This is a genomic window from Syntrophotaleaceae bacterium (genome assembly GCA_041390365.1).
Lineage (GTDB): Bacteria > Desulfobacterota > Desulfuromonadia > Desulfuromonadales > Syntrophotaleaceae > JAWKQB01.
In genome coordinates, this window is record JAWKQB010000003.1 from 70,880 (window position 1) to 86,098 (window position 15,219).

At 60.0% G+C, this 15,219-nt stretch carries 15 protein-coding genes; 3 read left to right on the forward strand and 12 right to left on the reverse strand.

The genetic code is table 11. From position 1 onward, the window contains the following. Window positions 1-4: 4 nt before the first annotated feature. Entirely contained in the window at window positions 5-466 is a 462-nt protein-coding gene (locus R2940_12840; GenBank protein MEZ4600667.1) for a YiiD C-terminal domain-containing protein, read from the reverse strand. A gap of 236 nt (window positions 467-702) precedes the next feature. Here R2940_12840 and R2940_12845 point away from each other — a divergent pair, with 236 nt between their 5' ends. Genes R2940_12845 through R2940_12855 form a run of 3 tightly spaced genes read left to right on the forward strand, consistent with a single transcriptional unit; the run spans window position 703 to window position 3,190 of the window. After that, the gene (locus tag R2940_12845) at window positions 703-1,581 is read left to right on the forward strand and encodes a zinc ABC transporter substrate-binding protein (GenBank protein MEZ4600668.1); all 879 of its coding nucleotides are present in this window, start codon (window positions 703-705) and stop codon (window positions 1,579-1,581) included. Window positions 1,582-1,585: 4 nt separating this feature from the next. Then, window positions 1,586-2,335: an ABC transporter ATP-binding protein gene (locus R2940_12850; protein ID MEZ4600669.1), complete on the forward strand. Its 750-nt coding sequence runs from the start codon at window positions 1,586-1,588 to the stop codon at window positions 2,333-2,335. A 3-nt stretch (window positions 2,336-2,338) separates the two neighbouring features. Further along, window positions 2,339-3,190, forward strand: a complete 852-nt coding sequence (locus R2940_12855; GenBank protein MEZ4600670.1) for a metal ABC transporter permease — start codon at window positions 2,339-2,341, stop codon at window positions 3,188-3,190. A gap of 43 nt (window positions 3,191-3,233) precedes the next feature. Here the strand turns inward: R2940_12855 and R2940_12860 are convergent, their stop codons facing one another. From R2940_12860 to R2940_12910, 11 genes are all read right to left on the reverse strand, one after another. Beyond that, the gene (locus R2940_12860) at window positions 3,234-4,175 is read right to left on the reverse strand and encodes a hypothetical protein (protein ID MEZ4600671.1); all 942 of its coding nucleotides are present in this window, start codon (window positions 4,173-4,175) and stop codon (window positions 3,234-3,236) included. Between the two features lie 5 nt (window positions 4,176-4,180). Continuing rightward, window positions 4,181-5,482: a nitrite/sulfite reductase gene (locus R2940_12865; GenBank protein MEZ4600672.1), complete on the reverse strand. Its 1,302-nt coding sequence runs from the start codon at window positions 5,480-5,482 to the stop codon at window positions 4,181-4,183. A gap of 184 nt (window positions 5,483-5,666) precedes the next feature. Beyond that, entirely contained in the window at window positions 5,667-7,424 is a 1,758-nt protein-coding gene (cysN, locus tag R2940_12870; protein MEZ4600673.1) for a sulfate adenylyltransferase subunit CysN, read from the reverse strand. A 92-nt stretch (window positions 7,425-7,516) separates the two neighbouring features. Continuing rightward, window positions 7,517-8,449 carry a sulfate adenylyltransferase subunit CysD gene (cysD, locus tag R2940_12875; GenBank protein MEZ4600674.1) on the reverse strand — a complete coding sequence of 311 codons (933 nt, stop codon included), beginning with the start codon at window positions 8,447-8,449 and terminating at the stop codon, window positions 7,517-7,519. Between the two features lie 124 nt (window positions 8,450-8,573). Beyond that, complete coding sequence (locus tag R2940_12880) at window positions 8,574-9,287, reverse strand: phosphoadenylyl-sulfate reductase (GenBank protein MEZ4600675.1); 714 nt, start codon at window positions 9,285-9,287, stop codon at window positions 8,574-8,576. Window positions 9,288-9,301: 14 nt separating this feature from the next. Continuing rightward, on the reverse strand, window positions 9,302-9,523 hold the full coding sequence (locus R2940_12885; protein MEZ4600676.1) for a DUF2061 domain-containing protein: 222 nt from the start codon (window positions 9,521-9,523) through the stop codon (window positions 9,302-9,304). Between the two features lie 371 nt (window positions 9,524-9,894). After that, window positions 9,895-10,167, reverse strand: coding sequence for a DUF3862 domain-containing protein (locus tag R2940_12890; GenBank protein ID MEZ4600677.1), 273 nt, complete (start codon window positions 10,165-10,167; stop codon window positions 9,895-9,897). A gap of 37 nt (window positions 10,168-10,204) precedes the next feature. Next, entirely contained in the window at window positions 10,205-12,367 is a 2,163-nt protein-coding gene (locus tag R2940_12895) for an LUD domain-containing protein (GenBank protein MEZ4600678.1), read from the reverse strand. A 9-nt stretch (window positions 12,368-12,376) separates the two neighbouring features. Next, window positions 12,377-12,952: a lactate utilization protein gene (locus R2940_12900; protein MEZ4600679.1), complete on the reverse strand. Its 576-nt coding sequence runs from the start codon at window positions 12,950-12,952 to the stop codon at window positions 12,377-12,379. Between the two features lie 55 nt (window positions 12,953-13,007). Then, window positions 13,008-13,757 carry a response regulator transcription factor gene (locus R2940_12905; protein MEZ4600680.1) on the reverse strand — a complete coding sequence of 250 codons (750 nt, stop codon included), beginning with the start codon at window positions 13,755-13,757 and terminating at the stop codon, window positions 13,008-13,010. A 1-nt stretch (window position 13,758) separates the two neighbouring features. Further along, on the reverse strand, window positions 13,759-15,216 hold the full coding sequence (locus R2940_12910) for a HAMP domain-containing protein (GenBank protein ID MEZ4600681.1): 1,458 nt from the start codon (window positions 15,214-15,216) through the stop codon (window positions 13,759-13,761). Window positions 15,217-15,219: the final 3 nt, after the last annotated feature.

Genomic DNA, 15,219 nt, shown 5'->3' on the forward strand with positions numbered 1-15,219 from the left:
GACTTCAGGGACAGCAGGGACGAAGTCGGACCACGTAGGTTCCGCTGAAAATGACCGCCTGCGTCTGTTTCTGCTCAACCACGACGGCCACCTTGAGGCGGCCCCGGCCTTTCTGGTCCAGGTCCGCCAGCAAATCTTGCAGAGCCTCTTCCTCCGGCAGTCGGCAGCGGGCGCAAAAATCGGCGGTGATCGGCCGCAGGTAGTCTATCTCGCTGCGGCAGATGGCGACCTCCGCCGGCCCGCGTCGCTCCTCCACCCCCAGGGTGACCAGAGCCCAGCCGGCCAGCGTCGCCAGGGCGGCGATGCTGCCTGCAAAACCGGTCCCCTTGTCGTTGCGATTCGGGGCCAGGGGGGCGGTCATGATCAGCTCCCGACCGTCGTAACTGGCAATTTCCAGGCCGATGCCCCCGGTGAGAGGGATCTGCTCCAGTATCCGCTGGTTCAGTTGATGCACTTTATCTTTCAACACGGTTTCCCTGCACAATATCCGTTTTATCCGGTCAAAGGCTATCCGCAACTCCGAATTTTGTTCATTCTCCCTGCATGAGGACCGCTTGTCAAACAGGTTTATCCCGGCACACCTGTCTTTTCAGCGACTTATATTTCTTCTCCGATCTTTTCCGGCCGGATTGTGATATAATTTCGCAATTGGTCGTGGCCAGTGATTAGAAACCTTCCCGCCCTAACCAGACGTGTGCTTCCATGAAAAAATTGCTTGTTTTCTGTGTGTTTTCGCTCCTGATACCCCTATCCTTCGCCCTTGCTGAAACAACCCCGTCAACTCAGCCGATCAAGACATTCGTCAGCGTGCTGCCGCAGAAATACCTGGTGGAACGGGTTGGAGGCGAGCATGTGGAGGTGTCCGCCATGGTCGGGCCGGGCCGAAGTCCCCACACCTATGAACCGACACCCCGGCAGATGTCGGAATTGAGCCGTACCCGGGTCTTCTTCCAGATCGGCGTCCCCTTCGAACAAGTGTGGATAAAACGGATCACCGCCCTGAACCCGGCGCTGGAGCTGGTCGATCTGCGCAAAGGGATTCGGCTTCTTCCCTCCCCTGCCCATCATCATGACCATCACCACGGACACGGGGAAGAGCTGGACCCCCATATCTGGACCGATCCCATGCTGGCGAAAATAATGGCGGGTCAGATTCTCGAGACGCTGTCCCGCCTGCAACCGCAGCGAAAGGCCGATTTTACCGCCAACTATCAAGCGCTTGTCGCCGACCTCGCTGAACTCGACCGGTACATCCGCGACCGGCTCGACGGTGTCAAACAACGCCGGTTTCTGGTGTTCCATCCCTCCTGGGGATATTTCGCCGCCGCCTACGATCTCGAGCAGATAGCGATCGAGACGGAAGGCAAGGAGCCGGGGCCGCGAGCTCTCGCCCGTATCATCGATCTCGCCCGAAAGAACAACATCCGCACCATTTTCATTCAGCCGCAGTTCAGCCGGACGACCGCGGAAACGGTGGCGCGGGCCATCGACGGCAAAGTGGAGGCCATCGATCCGCTCTCCGAGGACTATCTCGACAACCTGCGAAAGGCTGCTGATGCCTTCGTCCTTTCCCTGGAATAGATTCATGGCCGCCCAACCGATCATCAGACTGGACGATGTCTCTTTCCGCTACGGGGAATACCCGGTCCTTGAGGATATCTGCCTGACTATCCGGGAAAAGGACTTTCTTGGCCTGGTCGGCCCCAACGGCAGCGGAAAGAGCACTCTTCTCAAAATCATTCTTGGCCTGCTCACCCCGTACAAAGGCACCATCAAGGTCTTCGGTACATCCCCTGGGGAAGCCCGGTTGAAGATCGGCTATGTTCCTCAGTTCGCCACCTTTGACCGCAGCTTCCCCATCAGCGTTCGGGATACGGTGCTGCAGGGAAGGCTCGGCCGCACCCGAACTGTGCTCGGTTATCGCCGTGAAGACCGGGTTGCCGCATGTAAGGCTTTGGATGAAATGGAGATCAGCGATCTCCACAAGCGCCCTCTCACCGCCCTGTCCGGCGGTCAGCTGCAGCGGGTGCTGATTGCCCGCGCCCTTGCCTGTGAACCGGAAATGCTGATCCTGGACGAACCGACCGCGCACATCGATCCCAAGGTGGAGGTAGGGATTTTCGAGCTGCTCAAGAAACTCAACGAGCGATTGACCGTCCTGGTAGTCTCTCACGACATCGGCTTCATCACTCAGTACATCACCCGCGTGGCCTGCCTAAATCGACGGCTGGTCTGCCACGAAACGGCGAAAATCACCGGCGCGATCATCGAACAGCTCTACGGGGCCCCGGTGCGCCTGGTGCAGCACAACTCGCTCATACACGGACACGAATGAAATATGGAAAATTTTTTCGACGCCCTCTTCACCCAGACCTTTATGCAGAATGCCCTGGTCGGAGGTCTGCTGGCCGCCGTCGCCTGCGGTATCGCCGGCGCCTATGTCGTGGTCAAACGGATCGGCTACATGGCCGGCGGTATCGCCCACGCAGTCCTCGGTGGCATGGGCCTGGCCTATTTCCTGGGCCGCAGCCCGGTGACCGGGGCCATCATCACCGCCATTGTCGCCGCCCTGATCATCGGCTGGGTAGGTCTCTACTGGCGCCAGCAGGAGGATACCGCCATCAGCGCCCTCTGGGCCGTTGGCATGGCCGCCGGCGTCCTGCTCATTTCCGCCACCCCCGGCTATACGGTGGATCTGATGAGCTACCTTTTCGGCAACATCCTGATGATTCCCCGCGAAAATCTTTACCTGATCTTCGGTCTCGACCTGGCCATCGTGATTTTCGTCGTGCTTTTCTACAAACAGCTGCTGGCAGTCTCCTTCGACGAAGAATTCGCTGAACTGCGCCAGGTGCGGGTCAAACTTTTTTCCCTGCTGCTGCTCTGTCTTGTGGCCCTGACCGTGGTCATCCTGATCCAGGTGGTCGGCCTGATCCTGGTCATTGCCCTGCTCGCCCTGCCGGCCGCCATCGCCGGCCAGTTCGTCCACTCCCTCGGCAAAATAATGCTCGTCGCCATGGCCCTCGGCGCCCTTTTCACCACCGGGGGGCTGGCCTTCTCCTACCAGTACGACCTCCCCTCCGGCGCCGCCACCGTCCTCCTCACCGGCCTCGTCTACCTGTTGGCCATCATCGGGCAGGCCGTGTGGAATAAATTGCAGGTGGATCGTCGGGTGAAGGGTGAAGGGTGAGGGGTAAATTCAGGAGCCAGAACCGATCCCGAGTGAACAGGGGCTACCGACCGGCGGATTCGGCCGACACCCGATAGATCCCCGCACCCTCCCCCTCGCTGGTCACAAACCAGCTCATCCCATCGGCGGAAAAACAGGCCGCTTCGCGCTGCGGTAGCGCGAACAGATCGGGTAACTCCACTTTCTGAGGTTGGCGGGCCAGGATGGCGATCCAGGTTTCACCCTTTTGGCGGCGGAAAAGGTAAGCATGCCGGTAAGTCAGGACCAGCAAAGTTCCACCGTCCGGAGACAGATCCATGGCGGTCGGCTGGGAACGGAACTGGCCGTGAGGCAGCAGGAGGTCGAAGGACGCGGGCGGCGGAATGGTTTCCAATAGAGCGACGGGAGTGGCGACCACGGGATGGTCGCTTGCGGGAATCTCAAGGGGCAATTCATAAAGAACCGGCGGTTCCGTCCGTTTGCTGAGGAGCAGAATCTTCCCCGCCTTTTCGTCAACAGCGACCGCCTCGCAATCCCGGGGACCTTCCGGATAGGTCAGGGACAGGCTCCAGGCGGGGCGGATCTCCCCGGCAAAACGCCCCTTCGAATCAGGCACCGGTTCACGGAAAAAATGGAGCACCACAAGAGGGCGCTGGCCACGATTGTCGCCGACGTCGGCCACCAGCAGCCAGTTTTCACCCCGCCAGGAAAAAGCCGCCAGATCCTCCCAGTCGACGTTGGCCGCCCCCTTGACCAACACCTCGCCAAGAGAAACACCTCTTTGGTCAAAAGCGAACAGCAGAGGCTGATTGCCGCTGTCGTTCACGGCCCAGAGCACGCCGGGGTGCCGTCGGGAAGCGGCCAGGCCGGAAGCTTCGGTCAAACCGCTCGACTGCAGGTGACCGGCCTTGCTGAAGACAAAACGGACCGGTGCGGGACCACCGGGGGCACAGCCGGCGAGGGCGAGAAGCAGCATCAGAAAGCCGATGATTGAACCCCGAATCATTTCGGTCACCCGATGTTCCGCAGTGCACACAGCAGTTCCTCGGCGCTCAATCCGGTCTGCACCACTTGACCGAACCCTTCCCCTTCCCGCCTGAGCAGATTGTAGCGGGCTTCCTTCCCCTCCACGGCCTTGTGCGTCCCGATAATGCCGTAGTCGGCCAGTTGCGGCTGGGTGCAGCCGTTGGGGCAGCCGGAAACAGCCCAGCTCATATGCCGACCCTTTTCTCCAAGAATATTCTCCAGGCGGGAGGCCAGATCCCGGGTCGGCACCAGCCCCTTGATGCAGGCATGGCTGCCGGGGCAGACCCGGCACTTCAGAGCCGGTTCCGTCCGCAAAAGACCAATTTCCTGCAAGGCGTTCCGGAGGCGCTCCTCATCAACCCCTTCGCCGACGGAGACCAGCAGGTTCTGCTCGCGGCTGACGACGAGGAAGCCGTCTCCCAGCTCCCCTGCAACAGCCGCGGCCTGCCGCAGGTCCTCGGCCCGCAACTGACCGGCGGGTGCCGGCACCTCGATCCATCCCCGGGAGCCGGGGGCGATCTGCTCGCCGAACTGGTCATCAAGGGCGGTGGCCAATGGGCAGGGCGCCGTACCCGATGTCTCTGCGGCGAGGAGATTGCGAAATTCCGATTCACCGATGTCCGCCAGCAGATGCTTCAGCCGCTTGCCGGCAGGGGTATGCCGATGGTAGACCCGCACCACCCCTTCGATGAGGGGCAGCAAACGCTCGACGGGAACCCGGTTCGCGAGCAGAAAGGCCTCGCGGGGCTGCCTCCCCAGACCGCCTGCAACCCAGACATCGCACAATTCCCGCTCCCCTTCCCGGCCGAGATAGACCACCGCCAGATCCTGGCAAAGGTGCCGAGCCCCCTGGTAGCCGTTTTCCACGGAGATCTTGAATTTCTTCGGCAGCCCCTCGAAGCGGGGGTTCCCGGTGAAGTGCTCCTGCAGCCGCCGCGCGAGCATCTGGATGCGGGCAAAGCTCCCCGGTCCCTCGATCCCGCAGGTCACTCCGCGCACCGCCCCGCCGCAGGCACCGCGGGTGATCAGTCCGACGGACTCCAGCCGCCGAAAAACCTCCGGCAGCTGTTTTAAGCGAAGGCCGTGCAATTCGACATTCGCTCTCGAGGTCAGATGCAGCAGACCGCCGCCGAACCTGACAGCCAGAGCGCTTAGGCTTGTGGCCTGAATACAGGAAAGGATGCCGGCAGGAAGCTTGACCCGCAGCATCAGATCCCCGGCGGCATTCTGCTGATAGATGCCGTTGAGCTTGAGGGACTGGTAATCGAAGTTTTCGTTGTCGGACATTCTGATTCGATCCTTTGGATGTGCTGGTTGGCAATGTCGAATGAATTTACAACGGAAAGGGGGAAGGGGTCCAGAACTGAGATGGAACTGGGGGCGATTCCTGAATCGCCCCTTGAAAGCAAACACCCGATTTCGATTTCGATTTCGATTTCGATTTCGATGAAGAACCTTTATACATCCGGTCTCACCCAAGCAACCCCTCAGCAATTTTTTCCGCCGAACACCGGGGATCAAAATCCTTCCCTTCTCCCAACCGGAACTCGACCAACTCCCCGTCGGGGAAAAAGCCTGCCGCCGGCGGTGAGATCTCGCTAAGGGCAGCTGGGGCCGGAACCAGCACGATCAGTCCGGCGTCGGCGAGGGTCCTCGCCACCCCGGCCAAGCGCCGGATTTGCTCCTCGGCAACGGCGGGAACCTGGCCGGGGGCATCGCTGAAGCTCTGGTTCAGAAGCTCCTCTTCCAGCAAATAGGTGTGCCGGCCGAGGCTGTAAAGCTTCTTTTCCAGCAGACGGGCCACCGTCGTCTGCTCCCGGCCGCGTTCACCGGAAATCCACAGAACCTTCGGCTGCTGGCCCTTGAGCCCCGCCCGGGCTTTTTTGTCCACCCGGTTCTCCTGCCATGGGGTAAGACGGTTTTCGACCGCCGACCGGAATATCATGCCGGCCGCAACCGTTGCGTTGCTGAAACGGTCGATGAGGATGAAGCTGCCAGTGGCCCGATTTTTCAGGTAGCCGTCGAAAGAGACGCTTTTGCCAAGGGCGATCCGGCACAGCCCCACTTCATTCAGACCGAGAGTGGTGCCCTGTTCCTGCTCGAGAGTATTGACGTTGATCCGGTGGAGTACCTCCCGGATCTTCGCCGGAGAGCTGCCGGAGGCTGTCCTGAGCAGATAGCTGCCGCCGGCCGCCAGGGGCTGTTCGTTGAGCCAGACGAGATGAGCTTCCCAATGATCCCCGGGTTCAGGCCGATTTTCGGGAGCGGCCAGAAGATCGCCGCGGCTAATGTCGATTTCGTCCTCGAGAACCAGGGTGACAGCCTGCCCGGCCACGGCCTCCGGCAGGTCGCCGTCAAAAGTGACGATACGAGCCACCCGGCTCGACTTGCCGGAAGAGGAAACCACTACGGCATCTCCGGGATGGACCGTGCCGGAGGCGATGGTGCCGCTGAAGCCGCGGAAATCGGCGTTGGGCCGGTTGACCCACTGCACCGGCAGGCGAAATGGCCGGCTGGCTGCAGCATCCTCGATTCGCACCCTTTCCAGAAATTCCATCAACAACGGACCCTGGTACCAGGGCGTCCTGGGACTGGCCTGCAGCACATTGTCCCCTTCCAGGGCCGAGATGGGAATCGCGGCGATCTCCTCGAAACCGAGTCCCGAGGCGAAAATACGGTACTCGCGGAGGATGGCTTCGAAACGTTCTGCGCTGTAATCGACCAGATCCATCTTGTTGACGGCCAGCACCACGTGGCGGATGCCGACCAGCGACACCAGGTAACTGTGGCGGCGGGTCTGGGTCAGCACCCCCTTGCGGGCATCGATGAGGATGACCGCCACCTGAGCGGTGGAAGCCCCGGTGACCATGTTGCGGGTATATTGCTCGTGGCCTGGCGTGTCGGCGACGATGAACTTGCGCTTGTCAGTCGAAAAATACCGGTAAGCCACGTCGATGGTGATGCCCTGCTCCCGCTCCGCCTGCAACCCGTCGAGCAGCAGGGCATAATCGATCTTCCCACCCTGGGTGCCGACCCTTTTACTGTCGGCGGTCAGGGCGGCCAGCTGGTCCTCGAAGACCATCTTCGAGTCCCACAGCAGGCGGCCTATGAGCGTGCTCTTGCCGTCATCGACGCTGCCGCAGGTGATGAAGCGGAGTAGACCCTTCTCCTCCTGGCTTTTCAGGTAGGCGTGAATATCCTCGGCGATGAGTTCGGATTGGTGTGACATATGAAACCTCCATTTCCTAAAGGTGCCAGGAATCAGGTCTCAGGAATCAGGTTTTACCCTGAACCTGGAACCTGACACCTGGAGCCTGATACCTAGAAGTATCCTTCCTGCTTCTTCTTCTCCATGGAACCGCTCTGGTCATGGTCGATCAGGCGCCCCTGCCGCTCGGATGTGCGGGTCAGCAGCATCTCCTGGATGATCTTCGGCAAGGTCGCGGCAGTGGATTCCACCGCACCCGTTAGCGGATAGCAGCCCAGGGTGCGGAAACGGACCGATTTATTCATAACCTTCTCGCCCGGACGCAGTTCCAACCGCTCGTCATCGACCATGATCAGCATCCCGTCCCGCTCCACCACCGGTCGCTCTTTAGCAAAATACAGGGGCACGATGGGGATGCTCTCCAGATCGATATACTGCCACACATCCAGTTCAGTCCAGTTGGAGAGAGGAAAGGCGCGGATGCTCTCCCCCTGCTTCACCCGGGCATTGTAGACATTCCACAACTCTGGCCGCTGGTTTTTCGGGTCCCAGCGGTGACTGGCGGTCCGGAAAGAGAAAATGCGTTCCTTGGCCCGGGACTTCTCCTCGTCCCGCCGGGCGCCGCCGAAGGCCGCGTCGAACCTGTACTTGTCCAAAGCCTGTTTGAGGGCTTCCGTTTTCATGATGTCCGTGTGCAGAGCCGATCCATGGATGAAGGGGTTGATCCCTTGGCGCACCCCGTCTTCGTTGATGTGGATCAGCAGATCGAACCCGTACTCGGCGGCGATCTTGTCTCTAAATTCGATCATTTCCCGAAATTTCCAGGTGGTGTCGACATGCAGCAGCGGAAAGGGCGGCCGGGCCGGAAAAAAAGCCTTTCGGGCCAGATGCAGCATCACCGCCGAATCCTTGCCGATGGAATAGAGCATCACCGGATTTTCGAACTCGGCCGCCACCTCGCGAATAATGTGGATGCTTTCCGCTTCAAGTTGCCGCAAATGGGTCAGTTTGGTACTCATGACGCCCTCTCTTGGATCCAATTCCATGGTTGGGTGAATGTTGATTGCGATACCGGATTTTCTTTCGTCTCGTACGCTTACTCAGTTTTCACAATTCGTCCTTCGAGAACGATTACTGTCCCTTCGGGTCTGAGTCCGAGTACGACATCGCTTATCGCCGATGCAGACCGCATTCCTTATGCTCGGGGTTCTCCCACCACCACCGCCCGGACCGGGGATGTTCCCCCGGCTGAACCGGGCGGGTACAGGGTGCACAGCCGATCGATGGGTAACCCTGTGTGTGCAGGCGGTTGACGGGCAGACGATGCGCGGAGGCGTAGGCCCAGACCTGTTCCCAGGACCACTCCAGCAGCGGGTTGAGTTTGAGGATACCTCCATGCGTCTGATCGATTTCGATCGGTTTCAAGTCGCTGCGGGTGACGCTCTGTTCCCGCCGCAGGCCGGTGATCCACCCCCCCTTGCCGGCCAATGCACGGCCCAGCGGTTCTATTTTGCGGATGCGACAGCATTCATGCCGGTTTTCCAGACTTTCTCGAAAGGAGAAGAGCCCTTTTTCCCTCTCCAGCTTTTCCACCGCCTCTCGCTGCGGAAAATACCAGTCGATGACGACCCCGTAGCGGGCGGTGACCGCTTCGGCCACTTCATAGGTTTCCTCGTTAAGTCGGCCGGTATCCAGGGCGAAGACCGATACCTCGAACCTTTTCCGCTGAAGGATGTCGATGATCACCACATCCTCGACGCTGAAGGAACTGGCCAGGGCCATTGGACCTTTGGCGACTGCGAGGCCCGCTCTCAAGATCTCTTCAGAAACCGCTGAGGCCGAAAGAATGGTTTTGTTCAGGATAATCGTTTCTTTATGCGACATGCTGGCCTCCGATCTTAAATGGAATATTCCGGTTGTTTGTCTCGGCCATAGGGAATCCGGTTCCATAAACGCTCATGGCCGAAATAGATGAACAGCTTGAAAAAGGTGTCGCACAAGCCGATACCCGCGGCGAAATCGCCTTTTCCGGTTACGATGAAAACCAGTGTCGTGGTAATGGCTGTTGCCAGCAGTCTCCAGGACAGTGCCTTGGCAATGCTGCGCCGGGTCGATTCCATGTCTCCCTCCTGAAAACAGATATCTCGAGTGTTTTTCTGGACGGACCTTATCTTATTACCAGTATTTTGGTCAAGAAAAAAATAAAGCAATATACTGTAATTTTTATGGTATATCTTTCAAAAATAATACACCTTTTTACCGTTAAATATAGATAAGATACTGTTTCCAAAGAGAATTACTGCACGAGGATGACTGGAAATGAAGCTTGAAAAGGCGAAAAAAAGTTTTCTGAATCCAGGGAGGTTTTTGAGCGGGTTTTAAGTGGAAAGTCCTTACAGGTCCGGACAGAGTCGGGCGGAAGAATTCGCCATTAAAAAAGGGCACCCATCTTCCTGGTGCCCCTGGCATGACCTCTTTTTCAGAACTTCACCTACTTCAGGCCGGTGGCGGAAAAGACCACCGCCGTATCCCCCATGAATCCGGCCTGGATATTGCTGGTTTCGTCGCCCCACAGACAGCTCTTGATCCCTGCAATCTGGGAACATTTTTCCGGCTTGCCGAGGATGTCCACAACCTCCTCGTACTTCATGCCCGTTTGCAGGCGGTCATAATTCTCCTGATTGACCCGGCCGCATCCCAGCAATAACAGCAGAATCGGGCACAGGGCAAGCGCGGCCGCCAGCAGCTTGATCGCATTTTTCATAAAAACTCCTCTTGAGTTCGCCTAAGTACGGCAGGCTTCAGTCCTCCCGAATGTCTTTTGTGGCCAGGTTTTCGGCCAGAAGCTGGATGGTGTGCGCCGCCCTGATCGACAGCCCTCGCTTTTCGAGAGCTCCGCGCAGCATGATCAGACAGCCGGGACAGTCCACGGCCACGACGGAGGCGCCGCTGCGGATGATGTCGTTTATTTTATCCTTGGTGATTTCCCGGGAAATGTCCGGGTGCCCCGCCAGGGAATAGGATCCGCCGAACCCGCAGCAACGATCGGCACGGGGCATTTCCCGCAGCTCCCATCCGGCGGCCTTCAGCAACCGCCGGGGCTCCCGCCAGACACCGCAGCTCCGCTTCATGTGACAGGAGTCGTGGTAGGTGACCAGAACGGAAGGCGATGTAATCGACCAGATGGCCTGATCACCCACCTGCTCTTCTATGAAAACCGCCGCGTCCCGTGTTATGGAAGCCAGGTGCTCGGCTTTCTTCAGCAGCTCGGGATCTGACCCAAGCAGTTCGCCGAAGTGTTTGCGCAGGGCGGCGGTGCAGGTCGGGCAGGTGGTGATGACGGCATCGGGGTTGTCCGCCAGCAGGGCCAGCAGGTTCTGCCGTGCAAGTTCAGCGGCCGTTTCCCTGTCTCCCGCATAAAGGGCGGGAATGCCGCAGCAGCTCTGGTCGGAAGGATAGGAAACAGCGATCCCCAGATGATTAAGGATTCGCACCAGGCTGAGACCAATCTCCGGATAGACGAAATCGGTGGCGCACCCGCCGAACAGGGCAACCCGCAGGCGGGGCTGTGCGACCTGCGGGATGCGGGAGAAGACATCCCGCAGCGGCCTTTCGGCGATGGCCGGCAGGGTCCGCCATTCGGTCAGGGAGGAAAAATGCAGCGGCAGATGGCGGATGCTTTCCCCTCCCCCGGTGACCGGTTTCTGCAGCCGGGCGGCGGCGCGCAAAAGTCCGTGAAACAGGCGCCGGTTGCGCATAACCTGGCGGAACAGGACGGTCCGGGCCAGTCCGGTCCCTTCCCGCTCGCCGATTTCACCGCGCAGGTGCAAGATGATCTTTTCCAGATCGATGGAAGCCGGACAGACCGAGACGCAGCTCCGGCAGCCGATACAGGCCTTGACCAGCTCCGCCGCCTGATCCAGCCCGTCGATCCAGGCGGTCAGCACGGCCCCGATGGCGCCGATATAATTCTTCCCGAACACATGTCCGCCGATGGTTTGAAACACCGGGCAGACGTTGGCACAGGCACCGCACTTCAGACAGCGCAGGGCATCGGCGCAGTCACCGGCGGCAGCCAGGTCGGAGCGATGGTTGTCGAGCAGAACGATGTGCAGCTCCCGGGGACCAGAGCCGCCCGGGGCAGGACCGCGAATCCAGCTGACATAGCTGGTCATTGCCTGGGCGGTAGCGCTGCGGGGCAGGACCTGCAGCACTTTGGCTGCGTCTTCCAGGGTCGGCACCAGCTTGTCGATCCCCACCAGTACCACATGCACCGGCGGCAGGGTGGCCACCAGCCGAGCATTGCCTTCGTTGGTCACGAGGACCAGATCCCCGGTCTCCGCCACGGCCATATTGGCCCCGCTGATGCCCATGTCGGCCTCAAGAAAAGTCTGCCGCAGCTGCCGGCGCGCGACTCCGACCAGGTGCTCGATATCGGGGGGTTCGGCCTTCCCGGTCACCTGCCCGAACAGAGCCGCCACTTCGTCCCGGAACATATGGATGGCGGGCATGACCATGTGGCTGGGCCGTTGCCCGGCCAGCTGAATGATCCACTCCCCCAGATCCGTTTCGACGACAGTGACACCCTCAGCCTGCAGGGCCTGGTTCAGGCGGATCTCCTCGCTGGCCATGCTTTTGCTCTTGACCGCAAGCCTGGCCCCCCGCTGCCGGGCCACTTCGCAAATGTATTCATTGGCCGCCCGGGCATCCACGGCCCGGAAAACCTTGGCCCCGGCCGCTTCCGCATTGCGTACGAAGTCGTCGAGATAACGGGAACGGTCCCCCGCAATTTTGTCCTTCAGCTCGGCGATCTCTTGCCGCATCGCCTCGAAATCGAGCCCTTCGAAAGCGGCCTCCCGGGCAGCAAGATAGGCCTCACCGAAACGATGCAAAGCATCCTGCAGGCGGGGAGCTGCCAGAGCGGCGGTAATGCGGCGCCGGTATTTGCGGGCACGATTTTTCAAGTCGATGTCTCAGCTTTCCAGAGGATCTTCCGAAAGGCCCTCAAGAAGCAGGATATGCAGTTCGCGGGGGCCGTGTACGCCGATGGTCAATACCCGCTCGATATCCGCCGTGCGGCTGGGTCCTGTGATGAAAGCGATGAAATCGGGAGACCGCCTCTGATGCAGAGCCCGTATCAAGCTTGCAGCGGATCTGACGTCGGGAAGAATCTTTTTCGGATCGAGGAGGACGAAATGCCGTTCGGGAAAAGTGCTGGCCAGGCGCAGCGGTTCGTCGGTGCTGTCGAGCACCACTGTGCCGGTATCGGCGAGGGCGAAATTGGCGCCGGTCACACCGGCGGCGGCCACCGGAGCAGCCGAGCGGAAGTGGTCTGCCACCACCTCGCAGCCATAATGCCTGAGCAATTGAGCCAGATCGAGGCGGGCGCCGCTCGGGAAATCCGGCACCAGAACAGTCCCGCCGGCATGCCGACTGATATAGTCTGCAGCCCCCGAGACATTGAGACACTGAACGATCTGGGCCCCCGCCCGTCCCGCCATCTTCATGAACCTGGTCAATGTCTCTTCTGCCACTTGTCCTGCTTTCATTGTGTTGGGAAACCAATACCCGATTTCGATTTCGATTTGGAAAAAACCTGCGACTCTACGCCCCCCGACTGGACTTGAACCGCTTCAGCCAGGTCTGAAATTCCCCCTCCTCATTCTCCAGCTCAAAGGCATTGATCAGACCCCGGCGCAGCGCCACAGCCACCGCTCGGTTGCGCAGGTTGAAGGCATCGCCGAATTTTTCCCCCTGGAACTGCTCCTGGTCCACCCCAAGCTTGCTGTACAGGGAATTGAGCCGGCTCTGCACCCCCCGCCGTGAAAGGTAGCGGCGCTGGGCGATGAGGTTGTCGGTCAGGCCCAGGGAGATATCGAGCAGGGCTTCGAATTCAATATCGGAAAGAGCCGTCTGGCTGTGCCCGGCCCGGCCCGCAACCTTGCGGACATCAGGGTCGATCCAGCACTGCTCGTCGATCAGTACGGTGCGGATCGCCGAACCGATCCGCTCCCGGGTATTCGATTTGAGGATATAGCCGTAGACGGTCTCCGGCGGCACGATTCGCGACAGGGTGCGGACGTACATTTCGTCCTTGAACTGACTCCAGAAGACGATGCGCGCCTCGGGCTTGCGCTGCCAGAGGTTGCGGGCGAACTCGATGCCGTTCATTTCCGGCATCTGGATATCGCTGATGATCAGAGGAACCGGGCGGGCCATGGCCATCTCCAGGGCCACCAGTCCGTTGTGTGCACGATCCATCTCGCATGGCAGGTCCCACGACTTGACGAGCTGTTCGAGAAATTCCGCATCCCGCGGATTGTCCTCGGCAATCAGGATGTGCACCTGGTCCATGTCAACCCTCCTGGTTCTTCTCCGATAAGGGTAAGGTCATTTCGAAACGGGCCCCGGTCGAAAACCGTGAGGGACCCCAGCTGACCCGGGCACCGATAGCCCGGGCGCGCTCCCGAATATTGTGCAGACCGCGACCGCCCTGCCGCACGGCCTGCTGCTCATCGATGCCCACCCCGTTGTCCTCCACGGAGAGCACGATCTGCTCTCCCCGCCGATCCAGGTTGACCTCGTATCGACTGGCCCGGGCATGCTTGATGACGTTGTGGATCGCTTCCACGGCAATGCGGTACAGGGTCAGCTTGGCCAGGCGGGACAGCCCGGAGGAGTCCACCGCCGGAGAAATATAGAGATGATATTCGGGCAGGTCACCCTTGCCGAGATAGCGCTCCAGATGCGACTCGAGGGCGGCTCCGAGACCGAGGATATCCAGCGTCTGGGGATGGAGGTTGTCCATCAACTGGCGCAGACCGGCAATGGCGCCCTTCATGTCCTCCTCGAGAGCGAGGGCATCTTCATGACAGGCCGGATCTTCTTTGAAAGTCTGCAGGCCGCGCAGAATCGAGGAAAGGTCCGATAAGGTATGGTCGTGAATATCCATGGCGATGCGCCGCCGCTCTTCCTCCGCACCTTCCAGCAGCTTTTCCGTGCCGACCACCCGGATCAGCTGCTCGGTCATGCGGTTGATGGACAGAGCCAGGTCGTCCAGTTCGTCGTGGACGACCTCCGGAGCCTTGGGCGGGGTCAGATCGCCGCGGACGATGCGGCCGGCGGTGTCGGAAAGCTTCTGAATCCGGCGGAGGATGCGGCGGGAGAAATAGAGGGCCAGCAGGACGCCCAGGGGGATGGCGGCGCCGAGCACGATAACCGAGACCAAAGTGGCCCTTCGCACCAGATCATCGACATCCTTGCTCTTGACCGGCTGCTCGACCACCCGCAGGTCCTGGGTGGCTTCGGTCAGGGCCTCCATCAGGGGCTGCAGGCGGGTCATGGTGCCGATGAACCGCGAAGGATCGAAACCTTTTCTCGGGCTCAGCTCTTCAACTGTCCGACGAAGCTCCCGGGCATCCTCGAGAGCCAGGTGAGGTCCCAGAAGGGGAACGATCCGCTGAATGGAGGTTGTAAGGTGCGCATGCATCTCCTCAAGCCGGTCCAGAAGTTCCAAAATCTCCGAATCGTCGGCAAGCCCGACGCTCGATCGCCGCTCATACTGCCTGGCCAGATCGAACATGCGCTGGGCTGCCATGTTGGCCTGAGTCAGAGCGAAGATGATGGTGCCCATCCGCTGGGCCTGCTCTCTCTTTTTGGACAGGTCCCAGTAGGTATACTGGAGAAACCCGAGCAGCAGGGTCATCAACAGCAATACAGCTGCCGGGGCCATCAAAATCTGATGTTTGAGAGTTATGCGCATGGCTCGCAAGGTATCACAGGAGCTTCGGCGATGCACTGTGCTTTTGCACACTGT